Origin of the sequence: Gluconobacter albidus, from assembly GCF_002723915.1 — a bacterium.
GTDB classification, from domain to species: domain Bacteria; phylum Pseudomonadota; class Alphaproteobacteria; order Acetobacterales; family Acetobacteraceae; genus Gluconobacter; species Gluconobacter albidus.
Genome location: NZ_BEWL01000011.1, coordinates 12,057 through 31,709 on the forward strand (window position 1 = coordinate 12,057; position 19,653 = coordinate 31,709).

Below are 19,653 nucleotides of genomic sequence, written 5' to 3' on the forward strand. Positions count from 1 at the left end.
CGGATGACGCCCTGATGCCACGTTCCCCCAGCCGTCGACAGTTTCTCCGGTTCGGCTCCGCCACCGCGGCGGCAGCCCTCCTGCCCGAGAACCTGAAGCGTGCTCTCGCCATCGCGCCGCATACCGTCACAGGCACGATTCAGGACGTGGAACATGTCGTCATCCTGATGCAGGAAAACCGGTCTTTCGATCACTATTTCGGCTGCCTTCAGGGGGTGCGCGGCCACGCAGACCCCCGCGCCGAACGCCTGCCGGACGGCAGCAGCGTCTTTGCCCAGCCGGACGGAAAGGGAGGCACCGTCCTCCCGTTCCTGTTCAACACAGCCCACACCTCCAGCGCCTGCCTCGCCAGTCTCGATCACAGCTGGAAAGGCACCCAGGCCGCATGGAACGACTGGAACACATGGATCTCCCACAAGGGGCCCATGACCATGGGTCATTTCACCCGCGCTGAAATTCCCTATTATTACGCCCTCGCCGACGCTTTTACGATCTGCGACGCCTATCACGCCTCCCTTTTCGGCCCGACCAATCCCAACCGTCTCTTCCTGTTTTCCGGAACGAGCGGTCTGGCCGTTGGCCATTCCGGCAAACAGGCCGTTGAGAATGTAGATGACGGGAACTGGTCGGCCGACATGGCCCATGACCACCCCGATTTCACGCCGTTCCGCTGGGACACCTATCCAGAAAAACTTCAGGACGCCGGTGTCTCATGGCGCGTCTATCAGGAATACGACAATTTCGGCGACAACCCGCTGGCGTCCTTCGCGCAGTTTCGCAACCTCGACCCGGCATCCTGGCAGTATCGCAGGGCGCGTCAGATCGTGCCCGGCTCCACCGAAACCGACATGCACACAACCGAAGGTCGCTATCTTGTCGCCGAATTCGAACGCGACATCTCGGAAGGACGCCTGCCTCAGGTCTCATGGATCGTCCCGCCCACAGCCCTGAGCGAACACCCCAACGCCCCACCCGGCTACGGCGAACACCTCATTTCCCAGCTCATGGACGTTTTCGTCCGCCATCCCGACGTCTGGTCACGCACCGTCTTCATCCTCAATTACGATGAAAATGACGGGTTTTTCGACCACGTCCCCGCCCCGGTCCCCGCACTGACCGCGGAGCAGGGCGGTGGGACGGTTTCAACACAGGGAGAGTCCTATCACGATGTTCCGGTCGGACTCGGCCCGCGCGTCCCCGCCATCATCGTCTCGCCCTGGACAAAAGGCGGCTGGGTCAATTCGCAGGTGTTCGACCACACCTCCGTTCTGCGCTTTCTTGAAGCGCGGTTTGGTGTTAAATGCCCGAACATCACGCCGTGGCGTCGCAGCGTATGCGGCGACCTGACATCCGTGTTCGATTTTGCCCAGACAGACCGGACATGGACCGCAAGCCTCCCAAACACGGACGACTATCTCCCCGAAACGCGACGCTCCTGCGTGCTTCCCCATCCGGTCGTCCCGACAGTCCAGAAACTGCCCCGACAGGAAACTGGACAACGCCCGGCCCGCGCCCTGCCCTATCATTTACAGGCCGATTTCCTCGCCCCCGAAACCCTCAGACTGACCAATACGGGCCTACAGGGCACCGTCTTCCGGGTCCGTTCCAACGGCACCACCCGACATTACACCCTCGATGCCCGCACCAGCCTGTCCGTTCCGGCAAACCCTTCCGATCAGAATTCCGTCACGGTTCACGGCCCCAACGGCTTTTATCGCGCCCTGCGCGGACAGGAGCTTCCCGAAGCCACACTCCAGTACGATCCGCAGCGTGACGTCCTGCTGCTGTCGCTTCGCAACGGGACGCCCAAGCTCCAGAACTTCCACATCACGGAAAAACACAGCGCCAGAGATCGCACAATTTCCCTGCAGCCCGACGAAACCCTGACGACCCCCTGGGCCATTGCCCCGGCTTCATACTGGTACGATCTGCTCATCCAGTCCGCCGAACGGCCCCACACAACCCTGCAACTGGCGGGGCACATCGAAAATGGCCAGCCGAGCCTGACAGAGCCTCACGCGAAGCCATAGCATCTGACCACCTGGTGGAAACTCAACCGCGATACTGGTTCTCGGAAACCTGCTCCAGCCAGTCCACCGGAGAGCCATCCTGCTTTTCCTGAATGGCAATATGGCTCATCGCCGTGGTGGCCGTGGCGCCATGCCAGTGCTTTTCATCAGGCGCGAACCAGACGGTATCACCCGGACGTATTTCTTCAACCGGCCCACCTTCGCGCTGCACCCAGCCACAGCCAGCAGTCACGATCAGCGTCTGCCCGAGCGGATGGGTGTGCCATGCAGTCCGCGCCCCCGGCTCAAAAGTGACAAGTGCCGTCGTCACCCGCGCTGGTTCGGGAGGATTGAAAAGCGGGTCAATCCGCACCCTCCCTGTAAACCAGTCAGACGGTCCCTTCACGGAAGACTGAGATCCAATGCGCGTAATTTCCATGACCGATACTCCTGTATATGCCGCAAAACCGTTGAATTCTGTTTTTTTTATGAAGGCCGCCGCATCATTGCGCGCGCTCAACCCGGATATTACGATATGTTTTCGTAATGAATTTTTCTGGCTGCCGCGCAGGACATCAGGGGGCGCCTTTTACGCGCCTGCCTGTTTCAGCCATCGCGGCAGACCTGCTCCGGAATGCGTCAGACCTGCTGTTTGGTCGGACGGAAAAGAATTTCGTTGATGTCCACATCTTCGGGCTGACTGATCGCAAAAGCCACACACCGGGCAAAAGACTCAGCACTGATCGCAATACCGGGTACGAAATTCCGAAGCTGTTCCGCAGTCGCTTCGTCATGAATGCCGTCGAGCAGTTCCGATTGCACAGCGCCCGGGGAAATAACGGTCGTACGCAGATTGTAGGGCTTCACTTCCCCCCGCAGCCCTTCGGAGAGCGCCCGCACGGCAAATTTCGTGGCGGAATACACGGCACTGTTTTCAAGAACGCGATGGCCAGCAACCGAAGACACATTGATGATATGGCCGCTTTTTTTCGCCTTCATATGCGGCAGAGCTGCGGCAATTCCATACAGAACACCTTTGATATTCACATCAATCATCAGGTCCCACTCATCGACGCGCAGATTTTCCAGCGGTGAGAGAGGCATGACGCCCGCATTATTGAGCAGAACGTCAATCCGGCCATAGGTCCTGACGGCAGTATCGACAAGGTTTTGAACCGAAGCGCGGTCCGTCACATCAGTTTCGACTGCAAGCGCCGTTCCACCCTTGGCGATAATCTCTTCCGCAAGGGCCCTGATCCGGTCTTCACGCCGTGCGCCCAGCACTACAGTCGCACCCTGCTCCGCAAGATGAAGGGCAGCCTGCGCTCCCAGACCGCTGCTCGCACCCGTAATGACAACAATCTTGCTGGCAATAGCCTTGTTCATGATCCGGCTCCGTCTTGATCAATGTGCAATTTTTTCAAATTTGAGGACAAAATTATCCCCCTCGCCTATGGCCGCATATTTGGCGTGGTCCCTGTCCTTGAGGGCAAAGGTCGGCGGCAGGGTCCACACACCTTTGGGCCAGTTGGCCGTATCCTTTGGATTGGCGTTGATTTCCGATGATCCAACCAGCCTGAAACCCGCTTTTTCAATCAGCCCAATGGCGTAAGACTGGCGGACATATCCGTCCTTCGCGCTAGGGTCCTGCGGAGCCGTCGTATGACCCCGATGGTCTTCGACGCCAAAAATCCCGCCCGGCTTCAGAACCCGATGAATGGCCGCAAGCATCTGCGGCGCATTCCCCGCTTCCATCCAGTTGTGAAGATTGCGGAACGTCAGCACCAGATCCGCACTGTCAGCCGGCGCGAAGTCGAGATGCCCCGCATCAAACTGCGTAGTTCTGAAACTTCCCTCAAGCGCGGGATGCGCCGCCAGCATTTTGCTGAATGCCGAGCCCGCCTTGTCCTCCGGCCCAAGAGCCAGCGTATAGGTGCCTTTATCATGTAGATACGGGCCAAGGATCTGTGTCCAGTACCCTCCGCCCGGCCAGATCTCGACAACATTCGCATCCGGCCGCAGTCCGAAAAACTGCAATTCCTCCAGAGGATGCCGCACCGGATCACGCGCCACGAACCGCTCGTCCCTGCTTGTGGACTGGATCGCCTGATTCAGATCAGCCGCCCTCAGCGCCGGGCCTGACGCAAGCATAGTGAGCGCACAGATGACAGGATAAACCGCTTTCATGATCTCTTCCCTCGTCGCTGCGGGAAATGCCCGACACATGTTTATGTAGGGTCTCATTGCCCGCACGATTAGCCCCTCAAAACTGCATAAAGTCTTCGGCTTTACTCATGAATGCGAAACTCAGCCGCCCTATGCCGCATCTCTTCAACAAACAGTGAGAACGGCATCGTATTCTGATGATGGTGCGGGAAGCAGAGGTGATATCCGGTCCAATATGGGCACCAGTCTTCCAGAACCTGAACCAGACGTCCTTCGGCGACATATTTTTCCGCGACCATTTCCGGTAAATGCGCCAGCCCCAGCCCGTCCAGACAGGCATCGCGAATGGAAAAAACGTTGTTGAAAATCAACGGCCCATCAACACGGACCCTGACATCGCGCCCGTCTTTCTCAAATTCCCAAGCATAGATTCCGCCATGCGTCGGCAGGCGGATCGTAATACAGGAATGCTTCAGAAGATCAGGCGGGACCTTGGGTTTCGGGTTTTGCTTGAAATAGGACTTTGACCCTACGACCACAAAACGGATATCCGGCGTCAGCGGAACCGACGCCATTTCTTTTGTCACCTGCTCTCCCAGACGGACGGCCGCGTCAAAACGTTCCGATACGATATCAATCAGCCTGAGATCAGCATTGATTTCGATTTTCACATCAGGATATTTTTTCAGAAAGGCCTCGATCTTCGGACGCAGGATATAGGCCGTGATGTCATCTGTCGCAGTGATGCGGATCATACCGCTTGGCGTGCCTCGCAACTGCCCCAGTGAGGCAAGCTGCACCTCGATCTGATCAAAATGCGGACCAATATTGCGCAACAGATACTCGCCCGCAGTCGTTGGCGTCACGCTGCGTGTCGTCCGGGTCAGAAGGCGCAGGCCAAGCCGCTCCTCCAGAAGCCGGATCGTATGACTCAGCGCCGACTGCGACACGCCCAACTTCGCGGCGGCGCGCGTAAAACTCTTCTCACGGGCCACGGCCAGAAACGCGAGCAGGTCATTCAAGTTCTCGCGCGACATCTATGAGCGTTCCTCATCAAAATTCTCACATTATTTTAGGCAGCACACGACCAGCCGTCCAGACACTCCCTCAATGCGCCGCAGACCCTGTCGTCTTCCCGAAACGGATCGCACAGCATAATGACACTGATAATCTTTCAGAAATTCATCATCATATTTGGAATATACAGTTTCATGAATCATTTTTTGAGAGAGAAGATGAAGCTTACTGCGACGCGGATTGCAGGCATGAATATATGAGCGCAGCGATCGTATCTGGCTGCAACACCTCGCCAGCTTTTCAGTTCTGCAAACGATAACCTGATCCGGGTGCGGTCACGGCCTCTGTCCCCGATGACTTCTTCTGTCTCGTCGGGGAAATCTGCCCGCAGCACGCCTGTGCTTTTAAAATCACGATCTGACCCGCTATCAGATGCAGGCGAACAGGCTGACCGTGACCATTACACATGGCATGCAGCTTTGATTTCAGGGCGCCTTTTTTCCGTATGATTGGCGGAGAAGCCCCCTCAGGATTTCCGGGACGCAGACGGAGTATGATTCCCGGACACCTCGTCCAGATAACGAATCAGAGCGTCCCGCCCTTCCGACACGCGGCCACGCAACGTCATGACCCCCACTTCGCGTGTAATACCCGGTTCCCCCAGAGGCAGCATGCGAATGTTCGGAACAACACTGACTGCCCCAATCTGGGGCATGATCGTACAGCCCATATTGTTGGCGACCATCTGGAGGATCGTATGCAGGTCCTCGGTCTCAATCACCTGACGCGGAGACAGGCCCTGCATTTTCAGGAAACGGTCCAGAGTGCGCCCCCCAAAGGAGCGGCTGTCATACCGGATAAAGGGCTGCGTCTCCAGAATCTGGCGCCAGTCCTCATTCTCCAGGGGCGCAGGCACCACCATGACATAATCCTGACTAACCACAGGATGCCACTGCATATACGGCATCAGCCCGAATGGTGGTCGCACGATCACCGCAGCATCCAGCTCCCCGGCATCCAGCCGCTCCAGAAGCCCCATTGAAAGCCCCGGAACGATCCGGATTTTCAGGTCTGGAAATTCCACATGCAGCCTCGTCACGGCCGGAGCCAGCAGGCTGGTCTGAACGGTGGAAATAGCCCCGATCCGCAAAAGCGCAGTTTCGGGCCTGCCACGCGTCGCACTGCGAAGCGCATCGAAAGACGACAGCAGGTCCTCGACCTGACAGAGTATGGCCCGCCCCGCCGCCGTCAGCATCACGGACCGCCCCGAGCGTTCAAAGAGCCCGTAGCCCAGCTCGTCTTCCAGTCGGCGGATCTGGGCACTGATAGCCGACTGGGTCAGCCCGATGGTTTTTGCAGCTGCGGCAAAACTTTCCATCTGCGCGGCGACAACAAATGTGCGGAGTTCGGAGATCACAGGCGAAGGATCATAAATATTCTTCCTTTAGATCATCATCAGACATTTTATTTTGATATTCAACAACTAAAGTGTACGAAACCCTGTCCCAACACAGCCAGTTTCCCAAGCCTGAAACAGGGTTTTTCAGTACGCAACGGAGAGAAACCGACTCCGTTCTCTGAGGGAAACATTTTAATTGCAGGATCGTTATATGTATGATTTGTTCATGAAAAGCACATAACACCAGCCGCCCTTCGAGACCCGGAGGACATTGAGGAAATGCCCATGCACAAGTGTTTTGGTCCCAAGGCTTTCTTGATGTGCGGCGCAGCCCTCAGCACAATCGTATCACTCAGCCCGGCTGCACTGGGCGCGACGACGCGGGCCAGAACGCCAGTACATTCCTCCCCCGCCAAGAGCCGCAAACAGATCACGGCGCGCCCGGCCGCAAAGCCCCCCCAGGCGCCCACACGCCATTCAATCGTTTCGAAATCCGCTCCTGAAGAAATGCGCGTTACCGGCACGGCAACCACCGGCCAATCCGTGATGAACACCTCGACGCCGGTTCACAGCACCACACAGGTCACAGTCGTTTCGGGCGCGCAGCTTCTGGCCACCGGCCAGACAAATGTCATGCAGGCACTGGCGCAGGCATCGGCATCCATCACGTCCCCACCCCAGTCCGGCGTCGGAAACAGCGGCTTCATCCAGACCATGCAGCTTCGCGGCCAGTCCGCCGACGATACGCTCATCCTCGTCAACGGACACCGCCGCCATATCGGTGCCAATTTCAACGCCAATGCCGGCCCCAACTGGGGCACCGAACCCACCGACATCTCCCTGATCCCGATTTCGGCAATCGACCACATCGAGGTCATTACCGAAGGTGCCACCGCACTCTACGGTCAGGACGCTCTGGCAGGTGCGGTCAACATCGTCCTCAAGCAGCGTACGCATGGCGGCTCCATCAATTTCCAGAACAGTGGTTTTTACGCCGGTGACGGGCAGGCGCTGAACGGTTACGCGGATTGGGCCACAGCACTTGGTAAAAACGGCGGCTATCTCGACCTGGCGGCGCAGGTTACCCACCAGCTTCCCACCAACCGCAGCGGCCTTTTCGTGGGACAGCTGTATCCGGTCGGCGATTCCCGCAACGAAACAGCCAGCCGCGATGTGCAGCGCGGCCTCGGTATTCCAAAATCAACGCTGGAAACCATCAGCGAAAACATGGCGATCCCGCTGAACGAAAACCTCAGCCTCTACAGCACTTCGACTTTCAGCCACCGCAAGGCTCATGTGGCCGAAACCTACCGCAGTGCCGGAAACAGCCTGACCAACATCAATCTCTGGCCCAATGGCGCACAGCCCTATATCGGCATGGACCAGTACGACTTCGAAACAGACAACGGCATCAAGGCGCATAAATTCGGCTTCGCCTGGGACGCTTACGTCAATTACGGCCGTGACGATCAGGCCTATTCCACCCTCGACAGCAACAACATGTCTCTCGGCGATGCCAGCCCGCGCGATTTTTATGACGGCAAAACCATCACTTCAGAGCTTTCGACCGGCCTGCGCGGCTCACGCTTCTTCAACACGTCATGGCTGCCCAAGCCGATTGCCCTGCGCTTTGGCGGCGAATATCGCCGTGACACCTTCCAGATGACCGAAGGCGAAGAAGCCTCATGGGTCGGCCTCGGCGCAACCGACCACGCCGGCAACGTCCCGCTCGCCGTCACCAACCGTGGACGCGACATCTATGACGGCAACGTCAACCTCGATTTTTACGTCACGAAAAAATGGGAATGGTCCCTCGGCGGTCGTGCCACGAGCTACAACCATCTCGCCACCGTCACGACCGGCTCGATCGGAACGCGCTACAACTTCAACAAACACTGGGCCATCCGCGCCAGCATCAACACCGGTTATCGCCCGCCAACACTGGGCCAGACCTATTATTTCTATAACGCCCCCTTCGCCAACTACGCCGTGGACCAGCTTCCCAACAGCAGCGCCGCCGCAAAGGCGCTCGGCGCAGGTCACATCAAGGGTGAATATTCCCGCAACTACAGCATCGGCATCGACGCCACGCCCCTCAAGGACTGGAACGTCACCGCAAACCTGTATTACATCGCGATCAATGACCGTCTGGCCAGCACCACGACCCTCGGCGGCGCAGGTGTGGCCGACATTCTCGAGGCTTCAGGCCTGAACAACGTCACCTACGCCTCCTATTACACAAACCCCGTCAACACCCAGACCTACGGCGGTGACATCGACACCAACTACACCCTGCACACCAAACGCGCCGGCACGTTCCGCTTCGACTTCACATTCAACTACTCCGACAACGAAATCCGCAGCCGCAACAAGACCCCTGCCGTCCTGTCAAACATGGGCCTGTCCACGTTCAACACCTATGCCGAAGAAATGCTTCTGCACTCCGCACCAAAGAACCGCGAAAACCTCACGGTCAACTGGAATTACGGCAAGTGGAACGTCATGGTGCAGGAACAGCGCTACGGCTCCATCATCTTCCTCGCCAGCCCCACGGCGGCCCCGATGGAACAGCGCCCGGCTTTCCTGACCAACATGTCCGTCAGCTACAAGATCCTGCCGAAATGGAGCGTCACGGTAGGCGCGAACAACCTGGGCAACAAATACCCGACCCGCGTCCCCAAGGCGACCGCAGCACCGCTCTTCAACGAATACAAATATGCCTACTATTCGCCTTACGGCTTCAACGGCGGCATGTACTATGTCCAGACCGGCCTGACTTTCTAAGATTTTTCCAAAGACAGACCGACTGAGATCCACCGGAAAGAGGCGCATTTCTTGCAGACAGTTCCAGAAGATCGCCGGCCTTTCCGGTTCGTCATATACGCCCTCACCATCACCATGTGCGTGATCTGCTACGGAGACCGGGCCGCCCTGTCCGTGGGCATGCCCCAGATCGCCCATGAATTTGCCCTCACACCGGGGGAGACGGGCTGGGTCCTCTCCAGCTTCCTCTGGTCCTATTTCATCCTGAACCTGCCCAGCGCGATCCTTCTGGACCGCTTCGGCGTGCGGATCATCGGTGCGGCCGCCGTAGCCCTGTGGTCGCTCGCCATGATCCTCGGCAGCCTGACCGCCACCGTCCCGGCCTTCATCGCCACCCGCATCCTGCTGGGCGTCGGAGAAGCCCCCACCTTCGCACTCGGCAACAAGGTCGTCCGGGCCTGGGCGCCGCTACACGAACGTGGGCTTATGATGACCGCCTTCATCTGCGGCATCCCCATCGGGCTGGCCTGCGGTGCCGCCTCGGGCGGGTGGCTGATTGCCCATTACGGCTGGCGCCCGGCATTTTCGTTGCTCGGCGCGCTGGGGCTGGTCTGGTCCGTGGTCTGGCTCCTGACCCACCCGCGCCCCGCACGCGGCACACAGGCCACATCCTTTTCCCTGATCTCGGTGCCGACCCTGTTCCGCTCCTCGGCTTTCTGGGGCATCGTGATCGCGCAGTGCTGCGCCAATTATGCCAACTTCCTGCTGATGTCCTGGCTGCCGATCATCATGCGCCAGACCCTGCATCTCGGCACCGAACAGTCCGGAGCCTATACGGCCTGCTGCTATGTCGGCGCGGCCATCCTCTCGATCACGGCTGGAAAAATCGGCGAAACGCTCGTTCGCGGATCAAACCTTTCTCTGGGAGGGCGCCGAAAGGTCGTGTGCCTGTACCTCGTTCTGGCCTCTTCCATGGGGTTTCTGCCGCTCTGCGGAACGGCCGCGACCATCATTCCGCTCCTCGCCGTCTCCATGGCCTTCATGGCAGGCGGAACGGGGGCCAACATGGCCCTCCTGGCGGACCTGCTTGTGGAAGACGAAATCCTCGGCTCCGTGACCGGCCTGACCCTGACCTTCTCCAACGGCCTCGGCATTCTGGCCCCGGTCATGACGGGATATCTGCTTCAGGCCACCGGCAATTTCCACGGCGTTTTCTACATCACAGGCATCATCATCCTGTGCGGCGCGCTGGCCGCTGCCCTCCTTCCCCGGCGGCCGTTCCATGGCCGCACCCAGCCGGATCAGACTGCATGACCCGTATTCACATGGCAGGCGCGGGCGGCCTCCTGCTGGACGCCGCCGACGGCCCGTTCAGCGACACGACACAGCGCCGCATCTGGGCCACCAGCCGCGAACTGAACACCCGGCCAGACGTCCTCCAGACAATCCCCGGCGTCAACAACCTTCTCGTCACGTTCGACGCCGTACAGACTGACCCTTCCGCCATGGAAGAGCTGCTCCGGACCGTCTGGACACAGGCCTCTGCCGAAGAGGTGCCGTCCCGCGAGATCGTGGTGCCGGTCGTCTATGGCGGGGCATTCGGCGAAGATCTGGCGCTCGTCGCCCGCTTCGCCAACCTGACGGAAGAGGAAACCATCAACGCCCACATGGCCGGTCGCTACAGCGTCGCCGCCATCGGCGCCATGGCGGGTTTCGTGTACCTGACCGGACTGGACCCGCGTCTGGCCATCCCCCGCCGCGACTCCCCGCGTCTGCGGGTGGAGGAAGGGGCTGTGGTCATCGGCGGCGGCCACGCAGGCATGATGCCCTGCACCTCGCCGTCTGGCTGGCATATCCTCGGCCGGACGGATCTGTGCCTGTTCGACGCCTTCCGTCCCGAGCCCGGCCTGCTGCGTCTGGGCGACACCGTCCGTTTTGTGAGGGCCTCATGATCGAAATCCTGACCGGCTCCTCCCTCAACACCATTCAGGATTTCGGCCGTCCTCACGCCATGGCCATGGGCGTGGCGCAGGGCGGCGCCATGGACCGTCTGGCCCTGAGCCACGGCAACCTGCTCCTCGACAATCCGGTGGACGCCGCCGGGATTGAGATCGTATTTTTCCCCTTCCGCGTGCGCTTTCACGCCGAGACGTCCTTTGCCGTCACCGGTGCCGCCTGCCCCGCCACGCTGGACGACCTGAAACTCCCACGCGACTGGGCCATCACCGCCAGACCCGGCCAGACTCTGACGCTCCGCGCGCCGGAACAGGGCGCCCGCGCCTATCTGACATTCCGGGGCGGTCTGGACGTGCCCCCGGTTCTGGGCGCGCGTTCGACGGATCTCAAAGGCGGCTTCGGCGGCCTTGAGGGGCGCGCCCTGCAGAAAGGCGACCGCCTCTCCTGCCTCGCAGCCTCCACACTGCGCATGCCCGCCGCAGGCTACGGTCTCACGCGCCCCTGCCCGCTTCCCCCCGCAGACCGCACCCGGATCCGCGTCCTGCCTGCCGCCGAACATGACGTCTTCACGCCCGAAAGCCTGCAAACCTTCCACTCCGCAGCCTGGACCCTGACCCCCAGCGCAAACCGCATGGGCTATCGGCTCGAAGGGCAGAACGTTCTGAAACTCTCACGGCCGCTCAGCCTGTTTTCCCACGGCATCCTTCCCGGAACCGTTCAGGTGCCGCCCGCAGGCCAGCCGATCATCCAGATGATGGATGCCAATACCTGCGGCGGCTATCCCAAGATCGCCACCGTCATTGCGCCGGACCTGCGCCTGCTGTCCCAAACAGTCGTCGGCACACCTGTCCATTTCGAAACCATCACGCGCGATGACGCGGTGCAGATTATCCGGCGGGAAGCTGCGGAGTTGATTCGGCTTGCTGCCGAAATCGCCACACTCCGCACACAGCTCGTTTTCTGATGCCCCATCCTGTTTTCACGGCCCTGTTTTTCCATGTCCGGGAGTTCTGACACCATGACCGCCAAAACCATCGACCTGAACGCCGATCTGGGCGAGAGCTTCGGCCATTACACAATGGGCAATGACAGCGCGATGCTGGACATCGTGACCTCCGCCAACGTCGCCTGCGGCTTTCACGGCGGCGACCCGGAAGTCATGGCCGAGACCTTCCGCATCGCACGCGAAAAAGGCGTCTCCGTCGGCTCCCATCCCGGCTTCCCGGACCTGTGGGGCTTCGGACGCCGCGTCATGCCCTTCACACCCGCCCAGATCGAACGGATCGTGGCCTACCAGATGGGCGCGGCCCAGGCCCTCGCCACCTATTCCGGCCACCGCATAACCTACATGAAAACCCATGGCGCGCTGGGCAACCTGACCGAACGCGATCCCGCCGTTGCCGAAGCCATCGTCAATGCGGTCAAGGCGGTCGATCCGAACCTCCCCATCATGGCCATCGCCCTGAGCCATCTGGACCGCATCGGACGCGAGCGGGGCCTGACCGTGTTCTCGGAAATCTTCGCGGACCGCGCCTATACGGAAGACGGACATCTCGTCTCGCGCAAGGAGCCGGGAGCGGTCCTGCATGATGCCGAATTCGCGGCCGCCCGCGCCGTGCGCATGGTGCAGGCCGGCGCCATCGAAACCATCTCCGGAAAAATGCTGCCGACCCGCATTGATACGATCTGCGTGCATGGGGACAACGCGGAATCCGTGGATGTCGCCCGCAAGGTCCGCGCGGGCTTCGAAGCCGCGGGCATCACTTTGCGCGCCCTGACCTGAAGCAGACCGGAAAGCCAACCGCCCCATGATCCCCGATCTCAAGATCCTCGACGCCCTGATGGCCCGGATGCAGGCGCTGGGCATTACCGAACTCGACTATTCCCGCGACGGCGAGCACATCCGTCTGGTGCGCGGCGCACAGGACAGCAGCCCCCAGCCGACCAGCCCGGCCCCGGCGGCCGCAGCCTCCACGCTTTCTGTCCTCGAAAAAGCCTCCGCTCCGGCCAAAACCGAAACCACGATCGACGCCCCCATGCACGGCCAGTTCTACGCCTCCCCGGCCCCGGATGCGCCGCCTTTCGTCAAGCCGGGCGACATCGTGGCGGAAGGACAACCGCTCTATATTCTCGAAGTCATGAAAACACTCTCGCGCATCGAGGCCGAGTTCTCCTGCCGGATCGTCGCCGTGCTGGCCGCGAATGCAGATGCCGTCTCCCCCGGAACGCCGCTCTTCACCGTGGAGCCACTCGATGCGTGAGCCCGCAGTGTCCGTCCCCCGCCGTGTCCTGATCGCCAATCGCGGTGAAATCGCCCTGCGCATCACGCGGGCCTGCCGCCTGCTCGGACTGCACAGCATCGGCATCCATTCCGAAGCCGATGCCAGCCTCGCCCATCTGCGCCTCGTGGACGAGACGCTCTGCATCGGCCCGGCAGCAGCATCCGGCAGCTATCTGGACGCCGCCCGCGTCCTGCGCGCCGCCGAACTCACGAACGCCGACATCATCCATCCCGGCTACGGCTTCCTGTCCGAAAATGCTGATTTCGCCGAGGCTGTGGAACAGTCCGGCCGCACGCTGGCAGGCCCAACCGCCGCCATCATGCGCCTGATGGGCGACAAGATCAGCGCCAAACAGCAGATGCGCCGCTCGGGCGTCCCCTGCCTGCCCGGTACGGAAGACGCCCTGCCGACTGACCTGTCCGAAGCCCAGACGATCTGCGACGCCATCGGCTATCCGCTGATCGTCAAGGCGGCAGGCGGCGGCGGCGGGCGCGGTATGCGCGTGGTCATGACCGCAGCAGACCTCCGCGACGCCATCGAAACGGCTCGCGAAGAAGCCGGACGCGCCTTCGGCAATCCGTCCGTGTACGCCGAACGGTTCCTCCAGCACCCCCGCCATATCGAAATCCAGGTTCTCGCCGACCGGCAGGGCAATGCCGTCTGGCTCGGCGCGCGGGACTGCTCCATCCAGCGCCGCCACCAGAAACTGGTCGAGGAAGCCCCGGCCACCGGCATTAACCCGCAGGCCATTGCCGAACTGGGCGAGCGCTGTGCAAACGCCTGCACCCTGATGGGCTATACCGGCGCGGGCACGTTTGAGTTCCTGTACGAAGACGGCGCATTTTCCTTCATCGAAATGAACACCCGCCTTCAGGTCGAACACCCCGTCACGGAAATGACGACCGGCATCGACATCGTCCGCGAGCAACTCCTGATCGCAATGGGACAGCCCCTCTCCTTCACGCAGGCCGACATCCGCACGCAAGGCCATGCCATCGAGTGCCGCATCAACGCCGAAGATCCTGAAACTTTTCGCCCCGCCCCTGGAAAAGTCCTGAACTGGCGCGCGCCCGGCGGCCCCGGCGTCCGTATCGATACGCATCTCTATGACGGCTATGTCGTGCCCCCGAATTACGACTCCCTGATCGCCAAGCTGATCGTCCACGGCACGGACCGCACGGATGCCCTCAACCGCATGCATGCCGCCCTTTCGGAAATGCAAATCACCGGCATCGCCACCACCACGCCCCTGCATCTGCGCCTGATGAACGAGCCCGGCGTGCGCGAAGGCAGCGTCAGCGTGCACTATCTCGAAGCCCTCATGCGAAAGTCCGGATCATGACTTTTCTTGAAGACCTTCTGAACGACCTTCCCGAACTGGTTGGCCGGATGAGACATCACGATGTCCGTCATGTTTCTCTGAAAAACGGGACAGGCGCGCTTGCCCTGACACTGTCGGAGAACGCCGGTCAGACGCCTCCGGCGCACCCTGTCGCCCCACCCGCAAAAGCGGAAAACACGCCCGTTCCCAGCCCCGAAATGGGCGTATTCCGCTCAAACGGGCTGGGTGAAAACCACCCCGTTCGCTCCGGCGAGATCGTGGGTTTTGTCGAGGCAGGCCCCCTCCGCCTGCCCGTTACCGCCACGGCAGACGGCACGCTCGGCCCCGCGCTGATCGGGGATGGCTGCGTCGTAGGCTATCATGACGTGCTCTTCCGGATTCACCCGGATGGCTGAGACGCCGCGTTCAGAGAGACGCGGCAGACCGCGACGCCTGCTCGTAAAAGCCCGTCAGCACACGCAGCGCCTTGGCAACCTCGGCGATCGTGACGCCGCCGACTTCCCGGTTCTGGGGAATATGCTCCAACAGGCAGATCCGGCGCAGACGCGCATATTCCATGCAGACTTCCCGCCCCTTCTGTGTGGTGGTGACGAAGACTTCCTTGCCATGCCGCCTGCGCCGGATCAGCCCGTGTTCGTCGAGCTTCTTCATCGCGTAGTTCAGGTAATGCCGCTCGGACAGGTTCAGGGTGAACATCAGGTCCGCAATGCTCTTCTCGCGGTTCCGGTGATTGACGCTATGCAGAATGAGCGTGTCGAGCGCCGAGAGATCCGGCAGACCCGCCGCCGCCATCCCCCGAGACATCCAGCGATGAAACGCATGGTTCACGACAGTCAGGGCAAATTCGAATTCGCTCAGATCCTCGTTGCCCGGCACCGCCAGATGCGACGAGGACACGATGAAGGCCCGTTCCATATCCGCAACATCCGGCATCGCCGGCGCAGGGCTCTCGGTTTTCCCGTCCTTCATGGTTCGTCCTCTCCGTCAGCGAACATCTCTTCCCGATATCCTATTGCACTCTAACCCGATACGGAAAACACAGGCATGGTCGACAGCACACAAATCCGTCTCGCCGCTGATATCGGTGGCACATTCACGGACGTGGTCCTCCAGACCCCGCAGGGACGTCTGACCCGCAAGGTCCTCACCACCCCCGCCGCCCCCGAAGAAGGGGTCATGAGCGGCATCGGCCTCGTGATCGAAGACGCCGGACTGCGCTTTCCGGACGTGACGGTCTTCGTGCATGGCACGACGCTTGCCACAAACGCCATCATCGAACGCCGGGGCGCCCGCACGGCCCTCATCGGAACGCAGGGCTTTCGGGACATTCTCGAAATCGGCACTGAAAGCCGGTTCAACCAGTATGACCTGATGCTGCAAAAACCCAGCCCCCTCGTCCCCCGTGATCTGCGTTTCACCGTCCCCGAGCGCATGGACGCCCGCGGCACGGTCCAGCTTCCGCTGGATGAGGCGGCCGTTCTGGCCCTCGTGCCGCAACTCCGAGAGGCCCAGGTCGAGAGCATCGCTGTGGCGTTCCTCCATGCCTATGCCAATCCGGCTCATGAACGCCGCGTGCAGGCCCTTCTTCAGGAGGCCATGCCGGACATCACCATTTCCATTTCAAGCGACGTCTGCCCCGAAATCCGGGAGTACGAACGCACCTCCACCACGGTCGCGAATGCTTATGTCCAGCCCCTGATGGCAGGCTATCTGGGACGCCTGCGCGAAGCCCTTAATGCAAAGGGCTTTCAGGGCGCGCTCTATCTCGTCACATCCGGCGGCGGTCTCACCGCGCTGGAAACGGCGCGGCAGTTCCCCGTCCGGCTTGTGGAATCCGGCCCGGCGGGGGGGGCGATCTTCGCCGCACAATGCGCCGAGCGTCTGGGGGAAGACCGCGTCCTGTCCTTCGACATGGGCGGCACGACCGCAAAAGTCTGCCTGATCGAAGACGGAGAGCCCGCATCCTCCCGTTTCTTCGAAGTGGACCGCACGGCCCGATTCATGAAAGGATCCGGCCTGCCCTTACGGATCCCTGTGATCGAAATGGTCGAGATCGGCGCGGGCGGCGGCTCCATCGCCCATCTGGATGCGATGAAGCGCGTCGTCGTCGGGCCGGAAAGCGCGTCTTCCGTTCCCGGACCGGCCTGTTACGGGCTTGGAGGCAAGCGCCCCGCCGTTACGGATGCGGACGTGATGCTCGGCCTGATCCGACCGGAAAACTTCGCGGGCGGCAGCATCCAGCTCCAGCCGGACCGCTCCGCCGAAGCCCTTCTGGCCGATATCGGCACCCCGCTAGGCCTGTCGGCAGAAATGTCCGCCCATGCGGTCTATGAAATTGTCTGCGAAAACATGGCCAGCGCCGCCCGCGTTCATGCGGCCGAGCGTGGCGCCGTCATCGGCGACCATACCATGATCGCCTTTGGTGGCGCAGCCCCCCTCCATGCTGCGCGTGTTGCGGAAAAGCTTGGAATCCAGCGCCTCGTCATTCCATCCAATGCGGGTGTCGGCTCAGCCGTGGGCTTTCTCGCTGCACCAGTCTCGTTCGAACTGGTGCGTTCTTTCCCCATGCGTCTGGACGACAGCTTCAATTCGGAAGAGGTTTCAGCCCTGCTGGATGACATGACGCAGGCCGCACACGGCATGGTTCAGGACGATGCCCGGACGGAAACCCTCCATATCCGGCGCGCGGGGTTCATGCGCTATGTCGGTCAGGGCCATGAAATCATCGTGACCCTCCCGGACGGCGCCATCAGCAGCGATCACCTGTCCGCGCTTCGGGACGCGTTCGAGGCGGAATATGCGCGCCAGTTTGCCCGGGTCATCCCGCATGCCGCCGTCGAAATCCTGAACTGGTCCGTCAGCGTGTCCACCACCCCGCGAAAATACCCGCCTTTTGAGGCCGCTCCGACCCTGCATGACGCAGTTTCCGCCGATATCCGGAAACTCTTCGACGGCGCAACCGGCACTCATGTCGATCTGCCGGTCTACGAACGGACCGATATGGGGCCGGGCAGCCGTGTTTCCGGCCCTGCCCTGATCGCCGAAAAAGAAACCACGACCTACGTCTCCTCCCGCTACACCGCCCATCTGGACGGTAGCGGCAACATCATTCTGGACATGAAGGACGCCGTCTGATGAGCGCGCACTCCCATAAGGAAATCGATTTCCAGATCATGTGGAACCGCCTGATCGCCGTCGTCGGCGAACAGGCCCAGGTGCTGATCCGCACGGCATTCAGCCCCATCGTGCGGGAATGCGAGGATATCTCGGCAGGCATTTTCGATCTGCAAGGCCGGATGATTGCGCAGGCCGTGACAGGCACGCCCGGGCACGTCAATTCCATGGCGGAATCCGTCGGCCATTTCCTGCGCCACTTCCCGATCTCGTCCATGAAGGAGGGAGATGCCTACATCACGAACGATCCGTGGATGGGAACCGGGCATCTCAACGATTTCGTCATTACGACCCCGGCGTTCCACAAGGGCCGTCTGGTCGGACTGTTCTCCTGCACCAGCCATCTGATGGATATCGGCGGCCTGGGCAACGGGCCGGAAGCAACGGACGTCTTCATGGAAGGCCTCTCGATCCCGATGCTCAAGCTGATTGATCAGGGACAGGTCAACGAGACGTTGATGGCCATGATCCGCGCCAATACGCGCCTGCCGGTGGATACGGAAGGCGATACCTATTCGCTGGCGGCCTGTAACGATGTCGGCGTCCGAGCCCTGTGCGATATGATGGACGAATTCCGGCTCGACACACTCGACCCGCTGGCCGATTTCATCATCGAACGCTCCCGCCAGGCCGTTCTGGACAAGATCGCGGCCCTTCCGCAAGGAACATGGTCTCATGAGATGACCATCGACGGCTACAACGCACCGCTCACGCTCAAGGCAAAGCTCACTGTCGGCGGTGACTATGTCAGCGTCAGCTATGACGGCTCCCCCCCAGCCGTGGGACGCGGGATCAATGTCCCGATGGCCTATACACGCGCCTATACGGTCTTCGGACTGGCCTGTGCGATCTCGCCAGACGTCCCCAACAACGCAGGCTCACTGGCTCCCTATCACGTCGAGGCACCAGAAGGGTCCGTCCTGAACGCAATGCGTCCCGCCCCCGTCTCCTCCCGCCACGTCATCGGACAGATGCTGCCGGACATGGTGTTCGGATGCCTCCGCACGCCCCTGCCCGAGCGCGTTCCAGCAGAAGGCACATCCTGCCTGTGGAACATTGCCGTGCGCGGACAGTGGTTCCCGAAAGGAGCAACCACGCCCCAGACCTACGCGCTCGCCATCACGACCAATGGCGGTACCGGGGCCCGCCCCGGCCTGAACGGCCTGTCCGCCACGGCTTTTCCATCCGGCGTACACGGCACCCCGATTGAAATCGCGGAAATCCAGTGCCCGCTCATCTTCTGGGAAAAAGAACTGCGCGAAAACAGCGGCGGGCTTGGCCTGACCAAAGGCGGCGACGGGCAGATCATGAAGATCGGCACCACCCAGAAACAGCCCTTCGAGCTGCTGGCCGCCTTTGACCGCGTCGATCACCCGGCCCGTGGCGCACTCGGCGGACAGGACGGCGCGGCAGGCCGGGTCGAAACCGCCTCAGGCCGCAAGCTCGCGGGCAAGGGCCTTCAGATTCTGGAAGCGGACGATGTGCTCGTCCTCCTGACACCAGGCGGCGGCGGCCTCGGCGCCCCCTGATTGTCTCCCGCGCCCT

17 protein-coding genes are annotated in these 19,653 nt (G+C 61.2%); 11 read left to right on the top strand and 6 right to left on the bottom strand.

Annotated features, from left to right (window positions below; translation table 11 throughout):
• Positions 1 to 14 precede the first annotated feature (14 nt).
• Entirely contained in the window at positions 15 to 2,030 is a 2,016-nt protein-coding gene (locus tag GAL01_RS12155; protein WP_062027883.1) for a phosphocholine-specific phospholipase C, read from the top strand.
• A gap of 22 nt (positions 2,031 to 2,052) precedes the next feature.
• Here GAL01_RS12155 and GAL01_RS12160 read toward each other — a convergent pair whose 3' ends face one another.
• From GAL01_RS12160 to GAL01_RS12180, 5 genes are all read right to left on the bottom strand, one after another.
• Positions 2,053 to 2,448, bottom strand: a complete 396-nt coding sequence (locus tag GAL01_RS12160; protein ID WP_062027885.1) for a (R)-mandelonitrile lyase — start codon at positions 2,446 to 2,448, stop codon at positions 2,053 to 2,055.
• Positions 2,449 to 2,648: 200 nt separating this feature from the next.
• Positions 2,649 to 3,395, bottom strand: coding sequence for an SDR family oxidoreductase (locus tag GAL01_RS12165; RefSeq protein WP_062027888.1), 747 nt, complete (start codon positions 3,393 to 3,395; stop codon positions 2,649 to 2,651).
• A gap of 18 nt (positions 3,396 to 3,413) precedes the next feature.
• The gene (locus tag GAL01_RS12170) at positions 3,414 to 4,196 is read right to left on the bottom strand and encodes a class I SAM-dependent methyltransferase (protein ID WP_062027890.1); all 783 of its coding nucleotides are present in this window, start codon (positions 4,194 to 4,196) and stop codon (positions 3,414 to 3,416) included.
• A 101-nt stretch (positions 4,197 to 4,297) separates the two neighbouring features.
• The gene (locus GAL01_RS12175) at positions 4,298 to 5,212 is read right to left on the bottom strand and encodes a LysR family transcriptional regulator (RefSeq protein ID WP_062027892.1); all 915 of its coding nucleotides are present in this window, start codon (positions 5,210 to 5,212) and stop codon (positions 4,298 to 4,300) included.
• Positions 5,213 to 5,718: 506 nt separating this feature from the next.
• Positions 5,719 to 6,609 carry a LysR substrate-binding domain-containing protein gene (locus GAL01_RS12180; RefSeq protein WP_062027894.1) on the bottom strand — a complete coding sequence of 297 codons (891 nt, stop codon included), beginning with the start codon at positions 6,607 to 6,609 and terminating at the stop codon, positions 5,719 to 5,721.
• A 267-nt stretch (positions 6,610 to 6,876) separates the two neighbouring features.
• Between GAL01_RS12180 and GAL01_RS12185 the strand changes: the two genes are divergently transcribed.
• The 8 genes from GAL01_RS12185 to GAL01_RS12220 are packed head-to-tail and all read left to right on the top strand — an operon-like array spanning position 6,877 to position 15,329.
• The gene (locus GAL01_RS12185) at positions 6,877 to 9,375 is read left to right on the top strand and encodes a TonB-dependent receptor plug domain-containing protein (RefSeq protein WP_062027899.1); all 2,499 of its coding nucleotides are present in this window, start codon (positions 6,877 to 6,879) and stop codon (positions 9,373 to 9,375) included.
• A 51-nt stretch (positions 9,376 to 9,426) separates the two neighbouring features.
• Positions 9,427 to 10,668, top strand: coding sequence for an MFS transporter (locus GAL01_RS12190; protein WP_062027900.1), 1,242 nt, complete (start codon positions 9,427 to 9,429; stop codon positions 10,666 to 10,668).
• A complete protein-coding gene (gene pxpB / locus GAL01_RS12195; protein WP_062027901.1) occupies positions 10,665 to 11,306 on the top strand; it encodes a 5-oxoprolinase subunit PxpB in 642 nt (213 codons plus the stop codon). Before GAL01_RS12190 ends, pxpB begins: the two co-directional genes overlap by 4 nt.
• On the top strand, positions 11,303 to 12,274 hold the full coding sequence (locus GAL01_RS12200) for a 5-oxoprolinase subunit C family protein (protein ID WP_062027902.1): 972 nt from the start codon (positions 11,303 to 11,305) through the stop codon (positions 12,272 to 12,274). The genes pxpB and GAL01_RS12200 overlap by 4 nt, the downstream gene beginning before the upstream one ends.
• Before the next feature lie 54 nt (positions 12,275 to 12,328).
• Positions 12,329 to 13,093: a LamB/YcsF family protein gene (locus GAL01_RS12205; RefSeq protein ID WP_062027903.1), complete on the top strand. Its 765-nt coding sequence runs from the start codon at positions 12,329 to 12,331 to the stop codon at positions 13,091 to 13,093.
• A gap of 25 nt (positions 13,094 to 13,118) precedes the next feature.
• Positions 13,119 to 13,571, top strand: a complete 453-nt coding sequence (locus GAL01_RS12210; protein WP_062027906.1) for an acetyl-CoA carboxylase biotin carboxyl carrier protein — start codon at positions 13,119 to 13,121, stop codon at positions 13,569 to 13,571.
• Entirely contained in the window at positions 13,564 to 14,934 is a 1,371-nt protein-coding gene (gene accC / locus GAL01_RS12215) for an acetyl-CoA carboxylase biotin carboxylase subunit (RefSeq protein WP_099253313.1), read from the top strand. Before GAL01_RS12210 ends, accC begins: the two co-directional genes overlap by 8 nt.
• Positions 14,931 to 15,329, top strand: a complete 399-nt coding sequence (locus GAL01_RS12220) for a hypothetical protein (RefSeq protein ID WP_062032523.1) — start codon at positions 14,931 to 14,933, stop codon at positions 15,327 to 15,329. Before accC ends, GAL01_RS12220 begins: the two co-directional genes overlap by 4 nt.
• Positions 15,330 to 15,339: 10 nt before the next feature.
• On the opposite strand, the gene GAL01_RS12225 is transcribed toward GAL01_RS12220, so the two are convergent.
• Positions 15,340 to 15,903, bottom strand: coding sequence for a winged helix DNA-binding protein (locus GAL01_RS12225; protein ID WP_062032519.1), 564 nt, complete (start codon positions 15,901 to 15,903; stop codon positions 15,340 to 15,342).
• 75 nt (positions 15,904 to 15,978) lie between these two features.
• On the opposite strand from GAL01_RS12225, the gene GAL01_RS12230 reads away from it, so the two are divergent.
• Both GAL01_RS12230 and GAL01_RS12235 read left to right on the top strand, forming a co-directional pair.
• A complete protein-coding gene (locus GAL01_RS12230) occupies positions 15,979 to 18,069 on the top strand; it encodes a hydantoinase/oxoprolinase family protein (protein WP_062032516.1) in 2,091 nt (696 codons plus the stop codon).
• A complete protein-coding gene (locus GAL01_RS12235; RefSeq protein WP_062032511.1) occupies positions 18,069 to 19,637 on the top strand; it encodes a hydantoinase B/oxoprolinase family protein in 1,569 nt (522 codons plus the stop codon). Before GAL01_RS12230 ends, GAL01_RS12235 begins: the two co-directional genes overlap by 1 nt.
• Positions 19,638 to 19,653 lie beyond the last annotated feature (16 nt).

Bases quoted from the DNA above. Each gene is read 5' to 3' on its own strand.
- GAL01_RS12235 (WP_062032511.1), top strand. From the start codon at position 18,069: ATGAGCGCGCACTCCCATAAGGAAATCGATTTCCAGATCATGTGGAAC.
- GAL01_RS12160 (WP_062027885.1), bottom strand. From the start codon at position 2,448: ATGGAAATTACGCGCATTGGATCTCAGTCTTCCGTGAAGGGACCGTCT.
- GAL01_RS12175 (WP_062027892.1), bottom strand. From the start codon at position 5,212: ATGTCGCGCGAGAACTTGAATGACCTGCTCGCGTTTCTGGCCGTGGCC.
- GAL01_RS12185 (WP_062027899.1), top strand. From the start codon at position 6,877: ATGCACAAGTGTTTTGGTCCCAAGGCTTTCTTGATGTGCGGCGCAGCC.
- GAL01_RS12205 (WP_062027903.1), top strand. From the start codon at position 12,329: ATGACCGCCAAAACCATCGACCTGAACGCCGATCTGGGCGAGAGCTTC.
- GAL01_RS12210 (WP_062027906.1), top strand. From the start codon at position 13,119: ATGATCCCCGATCTCAAGATCCTCGACGCCCTGATGGCCCGGATGCAG.
- GAL01_RS12155 (WP_062027883.1), top strand. From the start codon at position 15: ATGCCACGTTCCCCCAGCCGTCGACAGTTTCTCCGGTTCGGCTCCGCC.
- GAL01_RS12200 (WP_062027902.1), top strand. From the start codon at position 11,303: ATGATCGAAATCCTGACCGGCTCCTCCCTCAACACCATTCAGGATTTC.
- accC (WP_099253313.1), top strand. From the start codon at position 13,564: ATGCGTGAGCCCGCAGTGTCCGTCCCCCGCCGTGTCCTGATCGCCAAT.
- GAL01_RS12220 (WP_062032523.1), top strand. From the start codon at position 14,931: ATGACTTTTCTTGAAGACCTTCTGAACGACCTTCCCGAACTGGTTGGC.
- pxpB (WP_062027901.1), top strand. From the start codon at position 10,665: ATGACCCGTATTCACATGGCAGGCGCGGGCGGCCTCCTGCTGGACGCC.
- GAL01_RS12230 (WP_062032516.1), top strand. From the start codon at position 15,979: ATGGTCGACAGCACACAAATCCGTCTCGCCGCTGATATCGGTGGCACA.
- GAL01_RS12170 (WP_062027890.1), bottom strand. From the start codon at position 4,196: ATGAAAGCGGTTTATCCTGTCATCTGTGCGCTCACTATGCTTGCGTCA.
- GAL01_RS12165 (WP_062027888.1), bottom strand. From the start codon at position 3,395: ATGAACAAGGCTATTGCCAGCAAGATTGTTGTCATTACGGGTGCGAGC.
- GAL01_RS12225 (WP_062032519.1), bottom strand. From the start codon at position 15,903: ATGAAGGACGGGAAAACCGAGAGCCCTGCGCCGGCGATGCCGGATGTT.